This is a genomic window from Haladaptatus pallidirubidus (genome assembly GCF_020700235.1).
GTDB classification, from domain to species: Archaea; Halobacteriota; Halobacteria; order Halobacteriales; family Haladaptataceae; genus Haladaptatus; species Haladaptatus pallidirubidus.
In genome coordinates, this window is sequence record NZ_CP085301.1 from 3530278 (window position 1) to 3551325 (window position 21048).

The 21048-nt window shown below is 56.5% G+C and carries 23 protein-coding genes, 2 tRNA genes and 1 pseudogene; 10 read left to right on the top strand and 16 right to left on the bottom strand.

Annotated elements, in window-relative coordinates:
• The first annotated feature begins 107 nt into the window (after positions 1–107).
• Both LIX15_RS19110 and LIX15_RS19115 read left to right on the top strand, forming a co-directional pair.
• Positions 108–446 carry a HalOD1 output domain-containing protein gene (locus LIX15_RS19110; protein WP_227775114.1) on the top strand — a complete coding sequence of 113 codons (339 nt, stop codon included), beginning with the start codon at positions 108–110 and terminating at the stop codon, positions 444–446.
• A 271-nt stretch (positions 447–717) separates the two neighbouring features.
• Entirely contained in the window at positions 718–1290 is a 573-nt protein-coding gene (locus tag LIX15_RS19115; protein ID WP_227775116.1) for a metal-dependent hydrolase, read from the top strand.
• A gap of 72 nt (positions 1291–1362) precedes the next feature.
• On the opposite strand, the gene LIX15_RS19120 is transcribed toward LIX15_RS19115, so the two are convergent.
• The 3 genes from LIX15_RS19120 to LIX15_RS19130 form a co-directional block, all read right to left on the bottom strand.
• Positions 1363–2691, bottom strand: a complete 1329-nt coding sequence (locus LIX15_RS19120) for an LVIVD repeat-containing protein (protein WP_227775118.1) — start codon at positions 2689–2691, stop codon at positions 1363–1365.
• Between the two features lie 904 nt (positions 2692–3595).
• Positions 3596–3763 (bottom strand): hypothetical protein, encoded by a 168-nt coding sequence (locus tag LIX15_RS19125; RefSeq protein ID WP_227775120.1) that lies wholly within the window; start codon positions 3761–3763, stop codon positions 3596–3598.
• Positions 3764–4195: 432 nt separating this feature from the next.
• Complete coding sequence (locus LIX15_RS19130; protein WP_227775121.1) at positions 4196–4501, bottom strand: hypothetical protein; 306 nt, start codon at positions 4499–4501, stop codon at positions 4196–4198.
• Between the two features lie 92 nt (positions 4502–4593).
• Between LIX15_RS19130 and LIX15_RS19135 the strand changes: the two genes are divergently transcribed.
• The 3 genes and pseudogenes from LIX15_RS19135 to LIX15_RS19145 all read left to right on the top strand — a co-directional run bounded on the left by LIX15_RS19135 (position 4594) and on the right by LIX15_RS19145 (position 5757).
• On the top strand, positions 4594–4755 hold the full coding sequence (locus LIX15_RS19135; RefSeq protein WP_227775123.1) for a hypothetical protein: 162 nt from the start codon (positions 4594–4596) through the stop codon (positions 4753–4755).
• Positions 4756–4771: 16 nt separating this feature from the next.
• Positions 4772–5176: pseudogene (locus LIX15_RS19140) on the top strand (tyrosine-type recombinase/integrase); the annotation flags it as partial.
• 215 nt (positions 5177–5391) lie between these two features.
• Positions 5392–5757: a hypothetical protein gene (locus LIX15_RS19145; RefSeq protein ID WP_227775125.1), complete on the top strand. Its 366-nt coding sequence runs from the start codon at positions 5392–5394 to the stop codon at positions 5755–5757.
• A 222-nt stretch (positions 5758–5979) separates the two neighbouring features.
• Here the strand turns inward: LIX15_RS19145 and LIX15_RS19150 are convergent, their stop codons facing one another.
• The 7 genes from LIX15_RS19150 to LIX15_RS34015 form a co-directional block, all read right to left on the bottom strand.
• Complete coding sequence (locus tag LIX15_RS19150) at positions 5980–6309, bottom strand: hypothetical protein (RefSeq protein ID WP_227775127.1); 330 nt, start codon at positions 6307–6309, stop codon at positions 5980–5982.
• Entirely contained in the window at positions 6310–6672 is a 363-nt protein-coding gene (locus tag LIX15_RS19155) for a hypothetical protein (protein WP_227775129.1), read from the bottom strand.
• Positions 6673–7470: 798 nt separating this feature from the next.
• On the bottom strand, positions 7471–7719 hold the full coding sequence (locus tag LIX15_RS19160) for a hypothetical protein (RefSeq protein ID WP_227775130.1): 249 nt from the start codon (positions 7717–7719) through the stop codon (positions 7471–7473).
• 98 nt (positions 7720–7817) lie between these two features.
• Positions 7818–7992, bottom strand: a tRNA-Trp gene (locus LIX15_RS19165).
• 43 nt (positions 7993–8035) lie between these two features.
• Positions 8036–8260, bottom strand: coding sequence for a DUF5795 family protein (locus LIX15_RS19170; protein WP_227775131.1), 225 nt, complete (start codon positions 8258–8260; stop codon positions 8036–8038).
• A 70-nt stretch (positions 8261–8330) separates the two neighbouring features.
• Positions 8331–9257, bottom strand: a complete 927-nt coding sequence (locus LIX15_RS19175; protein ID WP_227775134.1) for a DUF5794 domain-containing protein — start codon at positions 9255–9257, stop codon at positions 8331–8333.
• A gap of 3 nt (positions 9258–9260) precedes the next feature.
• Entirely contained in the window at positions 9261–9467 is a 207-nt protein-coding gene (locus tag LIX15_RS34015) for a DUF8099 family protein (protein ID WP_486327104.1), read from the bottom strand.
• Between the two features lie 257 nt (positions 9468–9724).
• On the opposite strand from LIX15_RS34015, the gene guaB reads away from it, so the two are divergent.
• Positions 9725–11218 (top strand): IMP dehydrogenase, encoded by a 1494-nt coding sequence (guaB, locus tag LIX15_RS19180; protein ID WP_227775135.1) that lies wholly within the window; start codon positions 9725–9727, stop codon positions 11216–11218.
• Between the two features lie 273 nt (positions 11219–11491).
• A complete protein-coding gene (locus tag LIX15_RS19185) occupies positions 11492–12766 on the top strand; it encodes a succinylglutamate desuccinylase/aspartoacylase family protein (RefSeq protein ID WP_227775137.1) in 1275 nt (424 codons plus the stop codon).
• 379 nt (positions 12767–13145) lie between these two features.
• Here the strand turns inward: LIX15_RS19185 and LIX15_RS19190 are convergent.
• Positions 13146–13219 (bottom strand) — tRNA-Lys (locus tag LIX15_RS19190).
• A 392-nt stretch (positions 13220–13611) separates the two neighbouring features.
• Here LIX15_RS19190 and LIX15_RS19195 point away from each other — a divergent pair.
• Entirely contained in the window at positions 13612–15057 is a 1446-nt protein-coding gene (locus tag LIX15_RS19195) for a DHH family phosphoesterase (RefSeq protein WP_227775139.1), read from the top strand.
• Here LIX15_RS19195 and LIX15_RS19200 read toward each other — a convergent pair.
• The 3 genes from LIX15_RS19200 to LIX15_RS19210 all read right to left on the bottom strand — a co-directional run bounded on the left by LIX15_RS19200 (position 15054) and on the right by LIX15_RS19210 (position 16803).
• A complete protein-coding gene (locus LIX15_RS19200; protein ID WP_227775142.1) occupies positions 15054–15347 on the bottom strand; it encodes a PRC-barrel domain-containing protein in 294 nt (97 codons plus the stop codon). The genes LIX15_RS19195 and LIX15_RS19200 overlap by 4 nt on opposite strands.
• A 75-nt stretch (positions 15348–15422) precedes the next feature.
• The gene (locus LIX15_RS19205; protein WP_227775144.1) at positions 15423–16556 is read right to left on the bottom strand and encodes a pyridoxal phosphate-dependent aminotransferase; all 1134 of its coding nucleotides are present in this window, start codon (positions 16554–16556) and stop codon (positions 15423–15425) included.
• Positions 16557–16644: 88 nt separating this feature from the next.
• A complete protein-coding gene (locus LIX15_RS19210) occupies positions 16645–16803 on the bottom strand; it encodes a hypothetical protein (protein ID WP_227775146.1) in 159 nt (52 codons plus the stop codon).
• Between the two features lie 360 nt (positions 16804–17163).
• Between LIX15_RS19210 and LIX15_RS32860 the strand changes: the two genes are divergently transcribed.
• A complete protein-coding gene (locus tag LIX15_RS32860) occupies positions 17164–17298 on the top strand; it encodes a DUF7503 family protein (RefSeq protein ID WP_265338382.1) in 135 nt (44 codons plus the stop codon).
• Positions 17299–17310: 12 nt separating this feature from the next.
• On the opposite strand, the gene LIX15_RS19215 is transcribed toward LIX15_RS32860, so the two are convergent.
• Both LIX15_RS19215 and LIX15_RS19220 read right to left on the bottom strand, forming a co-directional pair.
• A complete protein-coding gene (locus tag LIX15_RS19215) occupies positions 17311–19383 on the bottom strand; it encodes a hypothetical protein (RefSeq protein ID WP_227775147.1) in 2073 nt (690 codons plus the stop codon).
• 71 nt (positions 19384–19454) lie between these two features.
• Positions 19455–20405, bottom strand: coding sequence for a DUF7504 family protein (locus LIX15_RS19220; RefSeq protein ID WP_227775148.1), 951 nt, complete (start codon positions 20403–20405; stop codon positions 19455–19457).
• Between the two features lie 237 nt (positions 20406–20642).
• Between LIX15_RS19220 and LIX15_RS19225 the strand changes: the two genes are divergently transcribed.
• Positions 20643–21029, top strand: coding sequence for a DUF7344 domain-containing protein (locus tag LIX15_RS19225; protein WP_227775150.1), 387 nt, complete (start codon positions 20643–20645; stop codon positions 21027–21029).
• Positions 21030–21048 lie beyond the last annotated feature (19 nt).

Genomic DNA, 21048 nt, shown 5'->3' on the forward strand with positions numbered 1-21048 from the left:
GAATATAGTAGCTATTCGTCCATGCCATCGAATGATTCTCCAGTGACATCTGTCAGTCGCCGATAGATATATACCGATTCCGCCTCTGCACCCGTAGTAGTACAACCGTGGTTAAACTGCCCGCTGATGAGAGTATGGGAATCGAGATAGAAAACCGTCGAGGCGAGAATCCCGCTGAAACGTCTTCGACTTACGTCTTCGAAATCGAATCGGAAATGACCAACGGACACACATGTGCGGGAATCGTGCGCGCCCTTGCGAACGTGATGGACGAACGCCCGAACGAGATGCGGCCCCTTCACGCATTCGTGAACTGTGATGCCATCGATGCCCTGTTCCGCACGCGACGATACGGCGAGTCACGCGACAACGTCTCCATGACCTTCCATTACGACGTGTACGAAGTGACGATTGACGCGAGTGGCAAGGTCGTCGTGAAAGAGTAATCGGCGAACGTTGTTCTCACAGTACTCGTTTATTCGTCTTCGAACTGCCCAGTGTAACCAATCGAACTGGAACCGTTCGGAGACGAACCAAACCCCGTCACACTGAATTCCGACCAACCGTATCATCCGGAACCAACCGGGAACTTCTTCGGATTTTTATTCCTCGAACTGCTACCCACCTCCAGATGAGCTACCCGTATCGGAGTCCGATGCGAACGATTGGTTCTCTCCCACATCGCACTGCCAGTGCGTTCCTGGCGGTGAGCCTGCCATGATGCCGTGGGGTCACGCCGCGTTCGGCTACGTCGTGTACTCGCTCGGCCACCGCATCTGGACGCGCGCGCCGCCCGCCGGTCTCGCGGTGTTCGCCCTCCTCTTCGGAACGCAGCTACCCGACCTCGTGGATAAAACCCTCTCGTGGGGGCTGCACTTGTTCCCGCAAGGTTACTCCGTCGCCCACTCGGTGTTCGTCGCGGTGCCGGTCGGACTACTGGTTCTCGCCGCCGCAGTTTACAAGGGTCGGTCTGCGGTCGGTGTGGCGTTCACCGTCGGCTACTGGTCGCACTTGGCCGGCGACGTACTCATCCGAATCGTCGGGCGGGACGAGTCGCCATTCGCGCCCGTGCTCTGGCCCGTCGTGACGCTTCCACCCTACGGACACGAGGTATCGCTGTTCGACCGCGTGTTTAGCATCATCGGCGCGTTCCTCTACTCGCTCTCGACGGAAACGCAGTTGATGGTGCTCGGCATTTACCTCGCCCCGTACATGCTCGTGTTCGTCCTCTGGTTGCTCGACGGCGCGCCAATCGTCGCCGAACTTCGGCAAGCGGTCATGGGTCGATAACGGACCGCCGCGGAGGACACGCTTTACTCCCTTCGACTGTTCCCTCTCCACCGACCATTCTCCCTTGGACTGCTATCGAGTCACCAGCTTGAATGTGTAAAGTCCGGTAAACGTATCGCTCGCGACGACGAGTTCGCGTTCCGCATCGTACCTTGCCGTCCACGCCATCGGCGGCTCGCCGAGTTGCGCTACCGTGTCGTTCGGTGTGAGCGAATCTATCTCGTCGTCGGTGGGATACCGGTCAACCGGATTCGGGTTCTTCGGGTCGGTAATATCGTATATCACCACTCCTTCGTGCCAGTCGGCGCTGACGATAAACGTTCGTTCCCCCCAAGGAACGATGCTGAAATGATGGCCCGTCCAGTCGAAGCGTTCGGCGAAGTCGTCCTCCGCCATGCGCTGTGCGTTCGGCGAGATGGTGAATCCAACCGGAATCGGATTCGACAGCGACCCGTCTTTCCATCCGACGTCGAAGACGTGTTTTCCGCCCGGAATCCCCTGCGGTCGCTCGTCACCCACGAGGAGCAACTCTCGCCGTGGGTCGAAATGTCCGTGGTGTGCGCTCCCGAACGCCTCCTCCCCGACTTGGGCCGTGCTGTACGATTTCCGTTCCAGATAGTCGAACCGGCCGATTTCGCTCGGCTTCCATGGTTCGCTCACATCGTAGATGACGATTCCGATGAACTCCCCCGCCTGATAGAAACAACAGAGCACCTCCCGTTCCGGGTCAACCGTAATGTCGTGGGCTGCCCCCTGAGGGCCGTACTCGCCGAGTTTGTTCGGATTCGTCGGGTCGTTCACACCGTACACGTCGAATCCATTTGTTTCCAGCCTGTAGTTCACCGTATAGAGAACTGGCTCGGTCGGATGCGGTGTCACGTTGTGCGATTTCTCCTCCGAAATGGTACCGACGACCGTCGGGTTCGCCGGCGATCCGTTTTCGTGGCCGTAATCGACGATTTCAAAATTACCGGGATGGTGCCTCTCTATGGCTCGATAGTACAATCCGTCTCGAGAATCGAACTTGACATCTAAATTCGGCGCGTCGTCCGGATTGTCGAGATAGTGAACCTGTTTCGGGTTGGCGGGGTCGCCGAGATCGATGAGATACGAACCACTGAGACCCCATTTCGACCCGACGACGGCGTATTTACCGTCCGCTCGAACCGAAACTTCCGAGTAGCCCCCGCTCGGGGCTTCGTTTCCGGACGGTTGCAGTTGACCGACCTTCTGTAGAACCATCCGACCGGATCTGTTCTTTTTGCCCGCGGTTGTTTGGGTGTTGGTCGTTTTTCCATCGTCCCTCTTACCGGAGCAACCAGCAAGAAACGTCCCTGCGAGGGCGGTACCGGAAACTCGGAGTAGCTGTCGACGTGTCTGTAGACGGCGTTCGGGGGGCATTGATACTCACTTGAGTACGTTGCACGATAGACTCGCACTTTGTTATGGGTTGTCTGACCGGGATACGAAAGCAGCAACTGCTTCCTACTGCGTGATTTCGGCTGAAATCATGTGCAACGGAGGTGGCTCGATCGACAGGAGAATTAAAATTTCGATAAATAGCGTGCAGATTGGATGGTCGTTTCGCTGCTCACGCGGAGTGAACCTCAATCGAGTAGTACAAGCCGCCAACGAACAAGGTTCCGACTATATTGTCGATGATGCTACCAAGAGCATGCCCATTGTCTGCGGATAAACGTAGCCGCCCCCACGTGCTTTGGCGTCCCGATAAACGTGATATGCAGGCGCTAGAATGATAGTAAGTAGCAAGACGATAACGCCGATTTCCATACCGCCCGGCACAGGCCCAAACACGGGAATCATACGATAGTTTTTGGTCGATTACGGTTTAGCCTTCGGTGATTTTCTCTCAAATGGAAGTAATCACAGCTTCTACAGTGGTCGGTCAGATTTTGTAGTGCTGGCCTATCAAAAACGGAAACAAGAAAACGAACCGAGTGGGATGAAAGAGAGTCTAACTGACGTGATCATTGGCGAAGTAAAATATACGAAGTCAGAGACGACGTTCTCCCGTGGCCTACGTGAATTGCTAGAGTATCTATATTTTGCTCGTGAAGCAGATCAGTATCTGTTCAACAATGTAACTCAAGAGTGTCGAATATCGGGACTCCTCTGCACAGATGGTGTTGCTACAGCGACCCAATCCAGCCAGTCAGTCACTCATCTTACCACAGAAGATCTATCCCAACTATTCTGAACCGACGAACCACGACACTTCAGCCATCACCGGTAGTTCGTCGGTGTGTAGAATCTCCCCAATCTCCTGCGGAGTCACACTGCCCTGCTATTCAGCTTTCTCCATCAGTTCGACGAACGCACCGTTTGGAACCGCAACAGTGTCGCCGCGCATTTGGAGATAGAACTCGGCGGCGCGGTCGAGTGCCTTGCTCTTCGTGTTCTCGCCGGTCGCTTCGAGGAGATACTCCATCCGTTGTTCCCGCGTATCGGTCATTCGGAGACGCATATTTTTGCACACGTCCCTCGGAAACCTAGTTTTATCGGGTAACTGAAACTGAGCGCATATATAATGAACCCCGAGAACCGCTCGATCAGCCCAGACCGATCGATGCGGTGGCACTCGCAACCGACTCGATTTGCACACAGTGAGTCTGGTTGATGTGTGCAATTTTGGGGGATTCGTTTCTGGCGTTCTGCAACCGGCAGGGGAGCGACTGGAAAACCATCTTGCTCGCCGTGCGCCTGTTCTGCGCGTGGCTCGGGAATGCGACGGTGCACCGGAGTCCGTGCGCTTCCAATTCAATGATGGTACGAATACACACGCGACGTCGCGAGTTCCTCCGGTGCGCTGTCGGATAGCCCGTTCCCCTATCTTGTGAGAAATACTCGTCGAGAGAAACCGTATCGACCTTCGGTAGCGAGAGCCCTAGTCTCGGTTGAATACCACTGATATGCCCTCAGACGAGCCTCCCGAGTACGGGTCGTATACAGTGAAACTATCAATAAAGCCCACGATAAGATAATTATCAGCGTTGTCGGCGTTGAGAAAGCCACTAGCAATAGTGCCACTCACGGAATCATTATCATCTGCTTTAAGGCCCTTATCGATGTCCGCGGGGTACGACTCCCCGTCCGCATCGACGTTATCAACAGAGAAGAGATAGGAGAAGTAGCTATTTTCGGAATATATATCAACAACCCTTCGACTAAAAGAATCTTCACCGATATTCATAACTAGACTTGCGTCAGCCCCTTTATGGTGGGCAGTAATCTTAGTAATTTGGTCATCGAATGAATATTGACCGCGAAGGGAGCTTACCGGACATGAACTTAGTAGAATACGAGAACGACGACGAGATGAAAGTGTGGCTGTCCGAATCCGAAGTCGGCCAGCTCCTCGACGAGTTCGAGGACACCGAGAAGCGCATCGCGGTCGGGCTGGCGGTGCGGCCTCCGCTCGGACGAGGTCGTCCGGGTCGCGCCTAATCACGTCGCCGACACCGACGCGGGGCAGATGCTTCGCGTCTGGAAATCGGCGAAGACGAACCACTACCGAGAGACACCGATTCCGCCGACGCTCGCCACGACGATTCGAACTGTCGGCGACGTCCGCAACGCCCCGGCTGATGAACCGGTCGTCGGCGTTTCGACGCGAACGCTCCGGCGCTGGATGGCACGGGCGACCGACGATCTCCTCGACGTGACCGACGAGCCGGGCTGGGAGTTCGTCGGGTTCCACGACTTGCGACGAACGTGGGCCACGTCGCTGCGCTCGGCCGACGTAGACGCGATGGTAGTCTGCGACTGGGGCGGCTGGGACGACCTCGACACGTTCCTCGATCACTACCGAGGGACGCACAGCCCGGAAGCACAGCGACGTGAACGTGAGAAGGTGTCGTGGCTCTAACACTAAGTAACTGGAGCATCTTCGACGATGGTTTTGTTGAAACCCTCAGCACGTGATCGGTTTCGGCAGCCGTGCTGAATGCAGGGCGCGAATCGGTCACTGGGTAGTCGCGGTTTAGAGAGGCATCGAAGTGATAGACACAGAGCGTACGTGTATCGCTCCTCATAAAGAAGAGCCACCGAAGATATTTGTCTTCCCCTCTCATCGACAAATATATGAAAAAGTCGAAGCTCAGAGCGATACTCATGCCGCTCGGACTGTTCGTTCTCTCGGCTGGAGCGTACTGGTCAGTCCTAATGGGTGTCGTTCCGTTCAGTTTCGATGCGCCACTCATTTTCGCGGCTATCGCAGGAGCGACTGCTCTCGGTGCTGTGAAGATTGGAGCACGGGCACCAGCCCTCACTGCGGGGGTGGCAGCTCTTGGATTTACCCTCGCTGCCGCAAGTGTGGGTGGAATTCTCAGATTGGGTGACTCAGCGGTTCTCGTCGGGGCAGTGCTCGCAACGTTCGGTGTATTGACCTATACAGTCAGTATGATCCACCACATCGGGACGCGCGTCCAGAGCGTGAGCCCGGCCTAATCTGCACGGACTCGCATTCGGCTGACGCGATACACACGCGCGCTCTCCCTATCGGTCAGTTCAACTCATCTAGTGTGAAACGAAGAGCGGCGGTTTGCTGGATACACCCTCTGTATTCAACAGAAATTTTCGGGTGTATATGAAGAGGGCCGTTTGGTTTCGATTCCGCTGAGCTTTCTAGTAGATTCTCGCCCGGTAGTGTTCTGAGCGCACATTGTATCGTCATCGAAGATACGTCTCAAGTGAATCAACGACGTGACCGACGAATTCCTTCGTGACTCGGCCCTGCCACACCACCAGATCTTCGATACGAGGGGAGTGGACTGCCCATGGAGAGACGAACGATTCGTACGGTACACCACCTGTTTCCCAGACGGTTGACTCTAGGGGAATCGAATCACCGTACTCTTTCGTCGAGATAGCAACAGCCACGTACTGCTCGTCGCCGAACGGATGCGATTCGTTGTTGACGATGAGCCACGGTCGTTGGCTATCTTCGCCCAGTTTGAACGGGTCCGAACTTCGAACCACGTCGCCACGTTCCGGTTGCATTTATTCGTCTCTCTCGCTTGGATGTGGTTCGTCCGGAGCGACTGCGTCCCACTCGTCAGGCTCGATCGCTCCTTCGTCTTGATTGAGCCGTTCCGTGATCGTGTGAAGAGCATACGCATCTGCAACCCGATCGAGATCGTTCGTTATCGCCCAGTACTCTCCTCTGTGTCGCACGAGTTCACGCTGTTTCAACCGTGAGAGGGCAGTCCCAACTGTGTTTGAATCCTCGTCAATACTGGTAGCGATTTCCGACCGGGTGAATGCTTTGTCCCGGTTTGTATATAGATAGCCAAGTACCTGTTGGGGCACGCTTGGGCCACTTGGGAGATCCCCGGCTTCGAACTCCTCGATGCGTACAGGCATACGCTGTACTTAGTGTGCTGACGTAATCAATGTACGGGTGTGCTGAAGTTGTGGTTCAGTAAATGGTCACTATTAGCAGGTACCCTTGGCTCGTTGGCTGAAATCGATCATAGCTTTAGGGATTCAACACGGCCGAATAACCCGAATCAGGGATTCAACCGGCGAATTGCACGGATGGTTTGAGAGATGGGCAACTATTCTTCACGGAGCCCTGTCGTCGCGCAATCAGTGGCATAGAATCTGCGGTCGTGTATCAGATGTTAATCGAGATCGTAGGAAAAGTCATCTGCGTTCTGGGATTTCGGTGCGTTTCAAAATGTGTGATTGATCCTATAATTGAAATAGAACGTGCGACGGCAGCGAGGTCGAGTTCTCTAATTCGCCCAATTTTGCTGATTGACTTCCTGTGGGCAGTACAACCGGTAGTGATACGAACGGATCCCAATCAATCTACGCTTCATATACAAGTGGGCGAAGTTTACTGTCCCCTGAAATCATAAGCGGAAGTAGACACACCCCGGTACCCCTGTCTCGATCTGTGCGCAGTTCGTGGTGCTGATCTACCTAATTATGGTTTGGCTCTGTCCCGTGTCGGTACCAAAGCTGCCATCCCGAGCCAAGCACAATAAGCGAGAAGCAAATAAGAGCAATAACTGCCCAGATATCTCCTTTGCCGATGGTGATTCTATACGCCTGTATAATCGCCGCGATACTGATTGAGACGATGATAAATAGCAGTCGGCGCTGAGATTCGCCGGACATTCTTACTCTAACACTACTACTGATATACACATATATCTACCTCAGCAAACCAATATACACATGCACGCCGTCGGATTCGGCGGCTTTCTCGACCTTTTTGAACTGGTTGAGGAGTTTGCGGGGCGGTGCGAGCGCTGGGCAGTTTCGGTCAACGGTGCGCTCGAAGAAGTCGTATTTGTAGCGGATAACGCCAAGAACGAGATCGTCGTCGTGCGACTCGACGACAGAACCAATTGCGGCCACGTAGGTCGTTCGAAGGTCGCCTTCGAACTCGTCGGAACTCACACCGAGTCACCTCCTCGGCGTTGGGCGATACACCCGTCGCTGACGGGTTTACTTTTGGTAAGTAACGGCAGAACCTTCCGCAATAGTTTTATACGGAGTGGGGTCGGAGGGATTTGAACCCCCGATCGACTGATATCTCCGGTGCGCCTCGGAACTCCAGAGGGTCGTCAACGCGAGCGATGATCAGTCACTCGCTCGGTATATCAGCTGGAGTTTCGTCCCGGGCGCGTAGCCTCTGGAGTCAGTCGCCATCCCTGGCTTGGCCACGACCCCGCGGACTTTGATAGGTCGAAACCACCTAAAGGGGTTTCGATTTCTACTCTTCGCGTTCCCGCCAGTCGCAGTCTTGGCACTTGTACCCAGTGATGAACGCTGTCACACTCGGCATGTAGCCGACTTTCAATACATCTCCTCCACATTCCGGGCATTCGCGGTCTGTCTCCTCGATTTTGTCGGCCTCCATCACCGACTCGCTCTCGATAATCTCGGCGAGTTTCTTCGGTGTGACCATCCGCCCCTGCACGACGCGATTTTCGACCATACGTGACACAGGAACGGGGAGACGGAAAAACGTTACACGAAAGCGTTCGGTGAGAGCAGGAAGAAAATTCCTACAGCCACGGACGGCGTTCGTCGCCGTCTTCCTCGCCGGGGTAGCCGTAGGCCGTCTCGACGCTTTCTTCGGCGTCTTCAGCCGTATCGCCCGCGACGTTTTCGTTCTTTCCGCCGTCGGTTACCGCCGTGTTATCGGACGCGTCCGCTCCGTCGGTCGTCTGTTGCGATTGGTCGGGAGCTTCGACGGCGGCATCCACCTGTTCGCCGGGATCGAGCGCCAGCAGGCTGGTGACCGCGAGAACGGCCAGCGGAGCGCGACCCGGCGCGAGGCCGAGTATCGACAGGGGCAGGACGCCCAGCGCGACCGCGCTGCCAAAGCGGAAGCGGTCGATGTCCACGATGTTTCGGAGCCACGGGCCGAGCAGGGCGACCGAGAGAGCAAAGCCGACGCCGCTTCCCGCGGCCGCGGCGGCGTGGAGGACGCGCGTCGTGTCGATGGTCGTCACCAATTCGAATCCGGCGGGTTGGAGGCTCGCGAGCATGCCGAAGCCAATGATGATACCGGGACTCGGCAGATACTCGCCGACTCGTGCGCTGGCGGTTTTCGCGGCGATGGCCCCCATGACCAGCGCGGCGAACCGCTTGAACACGTCCATGTTCAGCGCGCTCTCGATGGTCGGCGCGAACGCAGCTTCGACGGACGCGAGCGCGATGATTCCGACGCCGACCGCGAGGACGGTCATCGCCTGTTCGCGCGGCGTGCCGTCCATCTCGGCGAGGATAACGGCGACGGTGGCGCTCCCGCCGAAGACGAGGAGGCCGACCTGCACGATACCGACCGGATCGTCTATCGCTCCGGCGAGAACCATCGCCGGGAAGATACCGTCTACGAGGGGAAGCCCCATGACGGTCGCCAGCAACTTCGTCGCACCGCCTACCTGTCGCTCTAAACGATAGGCGATTGGATGTTGTGAACTACTCATTGACTAGCCACGATAACCCTGACCCGTGGGTGAAGGGTGTTGATACCTGCGATGCGACCGGGAATGCGATTTCGGTCGAAGATTTAGCGCAGGCCGTTTCCCTACCAGTGTAAATGTGGAGCACATTTTCGCAAAAATTGCAATCGGAGCAAAGGAGTCGCCGCTCGTCCGACCAGCAATGCGCTCTACGATGAGACTGGTAGAGTCCATACCTCCAATTATTGTGGTTTTCTGCTTAAGTGTTGCGTGACAGGTGCCCCCATGGGGCGCAAAATAGACGTGAAAATAACTATCGAAGCTATTGATCGTCGTTAGATACACCCATTTGCCGACTGTTTTTCAACGAGATATACGTTCGGGTCGAGGACGGCAGTAGATACGCACGTGTATGTATAGAAATCGAAAAATCGCTCGGAAGTGGAGCATAATCACGCAACGTTTTTCAATAACCGCTACGTTCGCATTACATGGCGAACGATTCTCATAACGGCGGTTCGTTTTCCGAAAAACTCCGCGTTCCAGAGGCACTCACCTTCGATGATGTCCTTTTGCGCCCGAAGGAGAGCCGCGTCGAACCCGACGACGCCGACGTAACATCGCGCGTCTCGAAGAACGTCGAACTCAACGTTCCCGTCCTCTCGGCGGCGATGGACACCGTCACCGAGAGCGAGATGGCGATTGAGATGGCCCGGCAGGGTGGTCTCGGTGTCCTCCACCGAAACATGGACGTAAACGTGATGGTTGACGAAGTCGAGCGCGTGAAACGCGCCGACGAACTCATCATTCGAGACGTAGTGACGGCTAACCCAGGTCAAACCGTCCGCGAGGTGGACGCGATGATGGAACGCAGAGGGGTCGGCGGCGCACCGGTCGTGGACGACGACGGGGAGGTTCTGGGAATCATCTCCGGGACGGACATCCGACCGTATCTCGAAGTCGGGGATAGCGACGAAGTCAGGGAGGCGATGACGGACGAAGTTATCACAGCCGAGGAATCGGTGACCGCGCGCGAGGCGCTCGAACTGATGTACGAACACAAAATCGAGCGCGTTCCGATCGTGGACGACGGAGATTACCTCACCGGTCTCATCACGATGCAAGGTATCCTGCAACGGAGAGAGTACGGGGACGCAGTTCGCGACGAGGACGACCACTTGCGCGTCGGCGTCGCAGTCGGCCCGTTCGAAACCGACCGGTCGGTCGCCGCCGACGAGGCGGGCGCGGACGTGTTGTTCATCGACTGCGCACACGCGCACAACCTGAACGTCATCGACGGCGCGCGGGAAATCAAGGAATCCGTCTCCGCGGACGTGGTCGTCGGAAACATCGGAACAGAAGAGGCGGCAGAAGCGATGGTCGATTTTGCCGACGGTCTGAAAGTCGGTATCGGCCCGGGAAGCATCTGTACCACCCGCGTCGTCAGCGGGTCGGGAATGCCCCAGATTACGGCCATCTCGCAGGTCGCCGACGTGGCGGCGGAACACGACGTGCCCGTCATCGCGGACGGCGGGATTCGGTACTCCGGCGACGCCATCAAGTCCATCGCGGCGGGCGCGGACGCCGTCATGCTCGGGTCGTACTTCGCGGGAACCGACGAAGCACCGGGCCGCGTCATCACCATCGAGGGCAAGAAGTACAAGCAGTACCGCGGCATGGGGAGCGTCGGCGCGATGAAAAGCGGCGACGGCGACCGCTACCTGAAAGACGACCCGGAGGACGACGAGGAGTACGTTCCGGAAGGTGTCGAGGCCGCGAAACCGTACAAAGGAACGCTCGAAAGCGAACTACATCAGCTCGTCGGCGGGATGCAGTCCGGCATGGGCTACGTCGGTGCGGAGACGATTCCGGCGTTCAAAGAACGCTCCGAATTCGTTCGCGTCTCGTCCGCTGGTCAGACCGAAGGTCACGCGCACGACGTGATGATTACCGACGAAGCGCCGAACTACAGTCCCGGGGAGTAGGTACTTCGAGCGACCGAGTCAATTTTCTGTTTTTTACGTGCGTTCGGGAAACCCGTACTGAGTGAGCGATCGCAATCCGTACTCCGAGAGCTCATCCATTTTCAGAATATAACAGACGAAAAGAATGTCGTGATATGCGAATTCGGTGGGAAAAATATCATAAATTTAATAAAACTATTATTACTTATAATAGATTCGTATGTTAATCCTAGGGTGTAACTTATTCAGAGAAACATGAAACTATGAAGTGAATAACTCACTTCAAGAGAAATCATGACACGTAACGACGATGGATCCGATTTATTCGGCTCAAAAGTAAATAGACGCACATATATTAAATCTGGTCTTCTTGGCCTTTCCTCAGCTGTCGGAATGCTCTCGGCGACACCGCTCGCATCCGCGCAACGCTCCGACTACACGATTCGAACTGGGACGAGCGAAGAGACCACCGTGTACGTCCGCGAGGCAGACGCGGACGGGCCGACGGTGATGGTCGTCGGCGGAATGCACGGCGACGAGGCAAACGGCTACACGGCGGCGCAAAAGATTGCAAACTGGCGCATTGACGCTGGGAAACTCGTCGTCCTTCCGGAAGCGAACGTCAAAGCAATTCAGATCGATTCTCGAACCTGCAACGGAACCGATCTTAACAGACAGTTCCCGACCGGGTCGGAACCGACGACCGCCCTCGCCCGCGAAATCTGGAACGTGGTGGTTTCGGAAAACATCGACTTCCTCTTCGACCTGCACAGCTCCTACGGCATCTACAGCTCCGACGACGGTGGCGTCGGGCAGGGAATCTTTTCGACCCGAGCGGGCGATGCGACCGGCCACCGGAAGCAACTCGTCTCGTACTTGAACGAAAACTACGTTTCCGATTCGACGTACGACTACTCGGGCTACTCCAGCAGTGACGGGTCGAGTCCGATGCTCAAGCACAAGGTGGGGGCCGACCTCGACACGGGCGCAATCATCTTCGAGGCGACCCGTAAGAACGGCCGTCCGCTCTCCCAGCAGGTCAGGGAGACGACAGCCGCAGTGCAGGAATTCCTCCAGCGATTCGGCCTCATCCACGAGACGGTTTCGTACAGTCAGGACGTAATCGCGGCCAATACAGCCGAAGATACGAACGCAAAGCAGTCCGGTCTGCGATTCGATATTGCGAACACGTTCGGACAGGACGTCCGCATCACCGACCTCGAAATCGACCCCCACAACTCCGCCATCGACCAACTCCGCGACCACTCCTACGGCGAAGGGCAGTGGGTTAGCGAACTGTTCATCGACGCCGACGTACAGAACGGCGTGACGGACATCAACAACGGCGTTTCGCTCCCCTGCTCTATCGACCTCGACTGGGACGGCCACAGCACTGACGCGTCCAACGACGCGATTCTCTCCCCCGGGTCGTTCGGCACCGTTTCGCTCTACGAGTTCAAATCGAACGGTTCACCCGTCGATATGGTCGGCGAGAACGTCGAAATCACCATCGACTACACGCTCAGTGACGGCGCAAGTGGCAGTCGGACGTTCATGCTGTTGCTCTGAATTCTGCCGAAAATCACATCGATTAGCTATTTTGACGGCGATTTGCGTTCATTGCGCTTTGATTCGGCGATTTCGGAACTCCTCTCGAACGGCAGCCCAAACCCTTAGCTTTCGGTGTTGTTCGTGGTAAAAACGGGCCGGGCGCGATTTGAACACACGGTCGGACGTGCTCATTTCATTGGGCGCGACTTCCCTGCGATTCAAATCGTGCCTGCCGGTTCACTCACTGATTCGCTTCGCTCATCAGTTCGTTGTACGGGCCGGGCGCGATTTGAACACACGGTCGGACGTGCTCATTTCATTGGGCGCGACTTCCCTGCGATTCAAATCGTGCCTGCCGGTTCACTCACTGATTCGCTTCGCTCATCAGTTCGTTGTACGGGCCGGGCGCGATTTGAACACGCGACCGTCTGATTAAGAGTCAGACGCTCTGCCTAACTGAGCTACCGGCCCAACGCATTCTGAAAATGCGTGGTGTGACGTAAATACGTTTCCTTTCAGAACGCGGTCGTGCGTTTTGCGGGCGATTTCACGCCGGAGAACGGTCGAATAATCGCGTCGCTCTCGGCGTGGAAAACGTCGCGCGAAGTTCGTGGGTGTGGAACGTTTCGCCTTCTGCAGAGACTGTCGCGCCCGCGAAAATTTTCAAGTCCGCGTGAAAAACCGACCATCGGAGTCGGGTTGTCGGGAGAGTGGTCAGTTGTATAAGTGGATTTAATATCATTTATTTGGATATTTTTGGCGATAGATACAGTTTCGAAATGGTGAGGAAAACACGGCGTCGGGCTGGTTTCGCGCCTGCTTCGGGAGGATTAAGTACCGCCCCGGAAAACGGGCCAATAGTAATGAGCGCCGGGATAACAATCTCCTCGATGTCTACATACGCTATTCTGGGGTGCGGGAGCGTCGGCTACGCCGTCGCCGAGGAACTCGTCGAACAGGGCAAAGAAGTCCTCATCGTAGACCGAGATACCGACCGCGTCGAGGCGCTCCGCGACCAAGACTTGAACGCCCAGGCGGGCGACATCGTCGATGAGTCAGTCGCAGAAGTCGTCGACGACCGCGATGTCGTCCTCATTCTTTCGTCGGACGTGACCGCGAACAAGAAAGCCGTCTCGAACCTCCAAGACGGCAACGACGAGCGATTCATCGTCGTCCGAGCGAGCGACCCCGTTTCCGCGGACGAGCTCACCGAATTGGGCGCGGACGTGGTTATCAACCCCTCGACCGTCATCGCCAATTCGGCGCTTCGGTCGCTCGAATCCGGCGAGTTGGAGTACAAAGCGCGCCAGTTGTCCGCGGTCATCGAGGATTCCTCGGAGAAACTCGCAATCCTCACGCACGACAATCCCGACCCGGATTCCATCGCCAGCGCCGCCGCGCTACAGACGATTGCCGAGAGTCTCGGCGTCGAAGCCGATATCCTCTATCTCGGCGAAATCGGCCATCAGGAGAATCGCGCGTTCGTCAACCTTCTCGGCATCGAACTACTCCAGCGCGACGAGATGGACATCAGCGAGTACGACACATTCGCGCTCGTCGACCACATGCGGGCGACGGAGCCCGAGCTCGACCATCCCGTCGATATTCTCATCGACCACTACGAACCGGAGGGCGAGTACGAGGCGGAGTTCTCCGACGTTCGCCCGAACGTCAGTTCGACCTCGACCATCATGACGAAGTACGTACAGGAGTTCGATATCAACCTCAGCGAGGAGGTTGCGACCGCACTCTTGTACGGTATTCGCGCTGAAACACTCGACTTCAAACGCGACACGACGCCCGCCGACCTCACCGCCGCGGCCTACCTCTACCCCTTCGCGAACCACGACACGCTCGAACAGGTGGAGTCACCCTCGATGTCGCCCGAAACGCTCGACGTGCTGGCCGAGGCGATTACCAGTCGAGACGTGCAGGGAAGTCATCTCGTCAGCAGCGCGGGATTCATCCGCGACCGGGACGCACTGACGCAGGCCGCACAACATCTGCTCAATCTAGAAGGTATCACGACGACGGCTGTGTTCGGTATCGCCGACGACACCATCTACCTCGCGGCCCGGTCGAAGGACATTCGACTGAATATCGGCAACGTCCTGCAGGATGCCTTCGAGGATATCGGCGAGGCCGCGGGCCACTCCACGCAGGCGAGCGCGGAGATTCCGCTCGGTATCTTCACCGGCATCGAATCCAACGAGAACAATCGAGATACGTTGCTGGCGCTCACCGAGGAAGCGGTCAAAAAGAAACTGTTCGACGCGATGGGCGTTGACGGCGAGACGAACGGGAACTAGACGACCGCTTCTTCTTCTTCTTCCTCGGAGCCTTTCATCCGTTCGACGACATCGTTTACGAGGATTACGTCGCCTACGGCGCGTACCCAGCGATACGGCACGATGACGCCGCGGCCGGGTTCGATTCGGCTTCCGAACAGTTCGTCGTTGATTCCGCCCAACGCGAGACCGGTTACGGCGGTTTCGTCCAAGTTAAGGCGAACGTCGTCCACTTCGCCAACGAACACGCCGTTGTTGGAGTACACCTCCCGTCCGACAAGGGTCGTGATTTCCTCAGGGGATCCGTCCATATGCACGAAGATTGTATGGGCGGGTCTTAACTCTTGGTAGACGTTTCACGACCGCTCGACGACAGTTCCGTTCGATTACAGTTCGTCCAACACGGAACCGAAGACCTCCAGTCCCTCTTCGACCGATTGTCCGTCGAGTCCAAGACTCAGACGGAACCGCTCTCTATCGTCGAAAAACCGCCCCGGAACGATCAGTACGCCCTCCTCCCACGCCGCCTCGGAAACGTCGTCCCCGTCCGCCGACTCGTGCTGGAAAAAGCCGTAGGTACATCCGGCGGTGGCGGTTCCGGTGAGATCGTCGCGACCCGAGACGAACTCCGACAGCAGTTCCCGGTTTTCGATGATTCGTTCCCTCGACTGCTCCGCGAGTTGGATGTCGCTGTAGAGTGCCCGCCGGGCCAACGCCACGGCAGGTCCGGAAACCGCAGGAACGTGGTGCATAATCGACCGGGCGCGAGAGACGAACTCGGCGTCCGCGACCAGCCACCCGATTCGAACTGAACCAAATCCGTGGAACTTCGTCAGCGAGTTCGTGACGACCGTGTTCGGAAGTCCCGCGGCGGTTGGTCCGCCGAAAACCGACGGGTCGTCGTTCTCGCAGAAGGGCGCGTACACCTCGTCTACGATAAGAGACGCGCCGTTGTCGGCGGCAGCGCTGCTCGCATCGGCGATAGTTTCTCGCTCGGCACGATTCCCACTCGGGTTGTGGCGGTTCGTGACGACGATACAGCGCGTGTCGTCTGTCGTCGCCCCCGAAACTCGACCCGGGTCGAGCGCGTAGTCGTTTTCCTGCAGTCTGTAAAATCGGTCTACCGTCGCACCCAACCCCCTCGGCGTGGCCACGAGCGGTTCGTATCCCGGTTTTTCGACCAGTACGCGAGGATTCTGCTGCCCCGCCGAATCGTCCGTATCGGTTTCCACCGAATTTAGTTCTTCACCCGCGTCGTTGAGTGCGGCGGCCACCGCGAGGAAATTCGCGTGTGTCGCCCCTGCCGTGACGAGAACGTTTTCGGATTCCACCTCGTAGCCTTCGGCGATGATGTTCTCCAATTCGACGTTTTCCGGCGGTGCCGGAAGGTCGGCAAGGTCCGGTGGCACGACACCGTCCGGGTCGGGAAACGGTCTGCGAAGGTCGCTCGACCCGAGGTCGTATTTCGCGGAGTCGGGTCGCCCGGAAATCCAGTCGAGGTATTCGATATCGGGGAACACGTAAACTGCTACGGGAACAGATGTAATAATAGTCCGGAAGCCCGCAAACTGCGGTGGAAATCGAGTGAATTGAGAACGGTGGTCTTCGCTACTCGTCGCTCGGCATCGTCATCGGCATCGATCCGGCGTTTGCCGACAGCGAGTCGAACTGCTCGTGGACGTTGTCAGCCATCGGGTACGATATGCGATACCGCTCGCGGACCGTCTCCCCCCTCGTCATAGTTCGAATCGCATCTGCAATGGACACTATCCGGTGGTGGATTTCATGGATGGGTACGACAATCTTGTGTTTCGAACAGTTATCTACTCCAAACTAACCGCCACCCTGCGGGCTACATCGAGATACGTCCCCGTCCTTTTCGACGGTTTGAGTTCGGCAGTAGACGGGAGTAATTGGTGATTACTCATACGAACTGAGCACATTGAGGGAGTACTGAGGTGTCTCGTCAAATGGGGGTGACGTTGAATTCGATATCGTTCCGTTATACGCTTTCCCTTTTTCGGTAGGGCGTGGTTTCTCTTACGACGCGAGGAGAAAGTATAATTTATTTCCCTTCTAGAGTATTTAGATAAAGCTATTCTCGATGCCTCCCACGTAACGGATGCGATGACCGAAAGCAATGACACGTTAACGACGTATCTCGCGGAGAATCCACGAATGATTGGCGTCCTGTTCACCATCTGCCTGCTACTCACCCAGGCGGGGAACGCGGCGGCCGCCGGCGGCGGAACGATTCGATAGAAGTCGAATTTTTTACAGCGATTCGAGGTCGAGGTCGGTCGACCAACTGAATTCCCCATCGACGACGAGCGGTATCTGTTCGAGGCGGAGGAACCGACGTAACGTTTCCCCGTTCACGCGGAACGTTCCGATGTCCCCGCCGCTCAGGAAGTACGTTTCGATGTCGTCGATGAATGGGGTGAAAACAGATCCCATACCGGAATCGACTGTCGGATACGTCGTTATTCGCAATTCGTACTCGTCGCCGCCGGTATCGAAGTGACAGAGGTACGGTGTACCGCTCTCGCTTTGGGCGATTTCGATACTCCCGTCGCCGACCACGATGTACTGGTTTCCGACTAGCCGTTGTTCCCGGGCAATCGAAAGGGTGGAGCGAAGGGAAAACCCGCGGTTCAACAGCCGGGCGATGGTTCGTCCGATCTTAATCGCGGTTTTGTTCGCGATTTCGCTGTACGTGACGATTCCGCCGATGCTCCCAGAGTTGATGAGTTCCACTCCCAGTTCGTACGAGCGGCATCCATTCAGGAGGAACGTATCGACCGCGACATCGTCTATCGACTCCGCGCTGAGTCCGCCGTCGTGACAGACGAACTCGCCGTCGTTGCTGTGACCGATGTAGTGTAAGAAATCCGTCGGAGTAGTGAGCACCGATTCCAGTTCGTCCACGGAGAGATTTCGATGAACGTCGATGTCGAACTCGAGTTCGTCCCGTTTTCCGTACAGATTGTTCTTCGAATCGTACTCCGGGCTCATCTCCCGTTCGTTACACACCACCGTTATATCGATTCCATCGGTCGAGGACGACCGTTCGAGTTTGTTTTCGAACGCCGATTTAATTATTTTGTTCGCGGAGACGGGCATTCCCCGGCCGAGCCACGCCCGTTCCACGGAGTCCGTTCGAGTTGGTGCCACGTACGAGCCGCGGTTCCGTCGTCGCTGTTCGCTTCGTTTCGCCTCGCTTCCGCGCAGGAAACCATCGATCGGCGTTCGAATCTCGGGTTTCGATTCCCGTCGTTGGTTTTCTTCCTTCGTCGAGACGATGGAGAGGTTGTTCGCGAGATACGGAAGCGCTTCGAGATTCGACGGTTCGTTCGTGACCGTCGTCGACAGAAGCCACGTTGGGACTGCTTTTTCGACGGTTTCGAAGGGAATACCGAGATAGGTCTCGATTTGTTCCGGGAGGTCTTTTTCGTACAGTTCGTCGAACGCCACGTCGACGTGCGGTTCGATGGCCCGCCGTTCGTGGAGCGGTATTTGATACAACCCCTCGGTTCGAGTAACGCAGTCGAGGAACAACGACTGTTTGAGTACACGCTCGATTTCACCCTCGAACCCTCGTTGCGGATGGTCGAGCGGGTGAACGAAGCCGCGATCCGTAACGAGTCTCGGTTCGTCACCCGGAACGACGGTCGCACCCAAATAGTAGGCGAGCGAACTCGTCGGGAAAATCATCGACAGTTCGGGCGGAAGCTCGATTCGAACGCCTGTATCCGGCGGCGATAGTCCCTCGGGAACGTGGAGTCGATTCCCGAGCTCTATTTCGGGCGGATGTCCCCTGAGCGAGGGAAGCGACCGCTCGCAACTCGTCGTTTTCAGCGCCGAACCGAAGGTGGAAAGCGCGGTCATCGCGTCTCGAGGAGTCGCCGTCGTCGTCACCGTCGCACCGGGCTGGTCGTGGTACGAACGCGCCCCGATTCGAATACGCGCTTCGGTGTCGAAATCGAACTCCATCCGCTCCGTCGACGATGCTATCGTTACGCCGCTGTTCACGCGCAGATATATTCGAATCGGCGCGTTCAATTCGATCAGATACTCCCCTTGGGGAAGCTGTTCGTACGAAAAATCCTCGACTTTCGTCAACACGTCCCCGTCGATGGTTCTGATGTGGGCGATAACGACGTACGGTAACACGAGCGTGTTCGTGACGATTTCCGCCGCGCTATCGACGGGAAAACGGAACGCGTCGGTATCGGTCGAAACCGGATCGACGGAATTCGAAGTTCGTATCGGAAACTGCCGCCGCTGAATCGGATCGATAATCGTTATCCCGGTATGGTTCGTGTTTGTACGAAATATCGGTTTCATGTGCTGTCGAGAGGCGATTTCGGAACGTCGCTGCGGTCAGGGAAGCGCATTTATTTCGGTTCCGTAACGCGCTAGATAGGGAACCACGTCGTCGTATATTCCGTGTTGTGCAAGTGCCATCGCTGCTCGGGCCCCGTTTCGCCGATTTTCAGTTGAATGGTTACGTCGAACAGCGGTTCGATGGCTTGTACGCTAGATGAGTCGTACGCATTCGGGAAAACGTAGTGGCCAAGCCCGGAGACCTCGTCGACGGTTTTCGTCATGGTTCGCAGAAATTCTTCGACGGTTCGCGTATCTTCCTCGTTGAAAAGGAGTCGTAGCGAGTCGAAGCAGAACCGGAGTTCTCCCGGCTCGAATCCCCGCCGTTGGTACTGCAAATCGAACACTTTATCGTCGATTGCTCGCCGAAAATCGTCGATGGTTCCCGACACAGGCGAGACGGACGGTTGACCGGGATAATCGTTCCGCGGTGCCTGTGCGGTCGATCGAACGGGTACCTCGTACGTGAGGAGATGCGCACGCTCGGAATTTGCGTCCGCTCGCGAGAGACGAGCGCGAGCCGCGTCGGTATCGCGTCCGTAAAGCGCGAAGAGCTGCGTTCTGTCGTACGCAGTCTCGCCCAGGAACTGTGCGCTCAACTGCTCGAAAACGTCCGCCGGAACGTCGCCGGTGAAAAGTAGGTTTCCGCCGGAACGCTTCAATCGGCCGAGTTCCGATTCGATTTCTATCGTTCCGTCACTACTGGCGGTGATGTAGTGCCCGGCGAGCGTAAACGTCACTTCCCCGCTCGTTCGAGGTGTACCGTCCTGCAGTGGTCGGAACAAATCTGCCAGTGCGTCGGGGTCGATACACTGGTACAGTGATTCGGGGACGTCGGTCGAATTGGTTTTCGACTCTTCAACCATTCGTTGAATGATGGACGCCCCGAGCACGTCATCGCTCTTCCAGTCGTGCTGGAACGTTATGGGTGCTTCTACGCCGCACATAAACGGCGAGGCTGCACTTTCGTCATCGGCGCTCATGTTCTACTCCTAGTGGTTCTATGGGTAAAAACTCATATGCCGTTTTGAAATGCTACCAACTGACAACCGCTTCGATGTCCGTTTTCAAATCAAAAAGTGAACGAAATTCTTCACATATTTGCGACCTCTCTCGCGGTTTTCTACTATGTATCAAATAGCGCCCCGATAATTATGGGTAAATTTTGATAATTGCCCAAATCGCGAAATACATACCTCGCGATGGCGATAAAACAGAATATGGGCGACACAACGAACGATGAAGGTCAAGTCCTCGTGGAGCTGCTGAGGTTCTTGGAGGCCATCGAACCAGGGACTCTTCTTTCCACATCCGACTCGGTGTTCAAGTTGCTTGGAGACGAACAACGGCGTCATCTAGTTCTCTATCTCGTCGAACAGGACACCCCGACTCCGCTCTCACGAGTCGCCCTCGATATCACGAGTCGGTGTGACGACACGCCGTACACCGACGTTACGCCAGCCGAACAGGAACGAACGCGCTTTCGTCTCGAACAAGAACATCTCCCGCGACTCGCCGACTACGGCGTCCTCTCGTGGTCGTACGGTGACGATATGGTAGAACCGATTCCGAAAACACCGTTTGGCGGGGTGGGGAACGGGGCGTAGCGTGAGGGCCGTCCGATAG

What these genes read in the sequence shown, in the direction of transcription:
- LIX15_RS32860 (WP_265338382.1), top strand. Translation starts at nt 17,164, where the DNA reads ATGACCGAAAGCAATGACACGTTAACGACGTATCTCGCGGAGAATCCA.
- LIX15_RS19125 (WP_227775120.1), bottom strand. Translation starts at nt 3,763, where the DNA reads ATGACCGATACGCGGGAACAACGGATGGAGTATCTCCTCGAAGCGACC.
- LIX15_RS19225 (WP_227775150.1), top strand. Translation starts at nt 20,643, where the DNA reads ATGGGCGACACAACGAACGATGAAGGTCAAGTCCTCGTGGAGCTGCTG.
- LIX15_RS19135 (WP_227775123.1), top strand. Translation starts at nt 4,594, where the DNA reads ATGAACTTAGTAGAATACGAGAACGACGACGAGATGAAAGTGTGGCTG.
- guaB (WP_227775135.1), top strand. Translation starts at nt 9,725, where the DNA reads ATGGCGAACGATTCTCATAACGGCGGTTCGTTTTCCGAAAAACTCCGC.
- LIX15_RS19170 (WP_227775131.1), bottom strand. Translation starts at nt 8,260, where the DNA reads ATGGTCGAAAATCGCGTCGTGCAGGGGCGGATGGTCACACCGAAGAAA.
- LIX15_RS19175 (WP_227775134.1), bottom strand. Translation starts at nt 9,257, where the DNA reads ATGAGTAGTTCACAACATCCAATCGCCTATCGTTTAGAGCGACAGGTA.
- LIX15_RS19155 (WP_227775129.1), bottom strand. Translation starts at nt 6,672, where the DNA reads ATGCCTGTACGCATCGAGGAGTTCGAAGCCGGGGATCTCCCAAGTGGC.
- LIX15_RS19215 (WP_227775147.1), bottom strand. Translation starts at nt 19,383, where the DNA reads ATGAAACCGATATTTCGTACAAACACGAACCATACCGGGATAACGATT.
- LIX15_RS19145 (WP_227775125.1), top strand. Translation starts at nt 5,392, where the DNA reads ATGAAAAAGTCGAAGCTCAGAGCGATACTCATGCCGCTCGGACTGTTC.
- LIX15_RS19120 (WP_227775118.1), bottom strand. Translation starts at nt 2,691, where the DNA reads ATGCCCCCCGAACGCCGTCTACAGACACGTCGACAGCTACTCCGAGTT.
- LIX15_RS19115 (WP_227775116.1), top strand. Translation starts at nt 718, where the DNA reads ATGATGCCGTGGGGTCACGCCGCGTTCGGCTACGTCGTGTACTCGCTC.
- LIX15_RS19150 (WP_227775127.1), bottom strand. Translation starts at nt 6,309, where the DNA reads ATGCAACCGGAACGTGGCGACGTGGTTCGAAGTTCGGACCCGTTCAAA.
- LIX15_RS34015 (WP_486327104.1), bottom strand. Translation starts at nt 9,467, where the DNA reads ATGGACTCTACCAGTCTCATCGTAGAGCGCATTGCTGGTCGGACGAGC.
- LIX15_RS19185 (WP_227775137.1), top strand. Translation starts at nt 11,492, where the DNA reads ATGACACGTAACGACGATGGATCCGATTTATTCGGCTCAAAAGTAAAT.
- LIX15_RS19130 (WP_227775121.1), bottom strand. Translation starts at nt 4,501, where the DNA reads ATGAATATCGGTGAAGATTCTTTTAGTCGAAGGGTTGTTGATATATAT.
- LIX15_RS19200 (WP_227775142.1), bottom strand. Translation starts at nt 15,347, where the DNA reads ATGGACGGATCCCCTGAGGAAATCACGACCCTTGTCGGACGGGAGGTG.
- LIX15_RS19195 (WP_227775139.1), top strand. Translation starts at nt 13,612, where the DNA reads ATGAGCGCCGGGATAACAATCTCCTCGATGTCTACATACGCTATTCTG.
- LIX15_RS19220 (WP_227775148.1), bottom strand. Translation starts at nt 20,405, where the DNA reads ATGAGCGCCGATGACGAAAGTGCAGCCTCGCCGTTTATGTGCGGCGTA.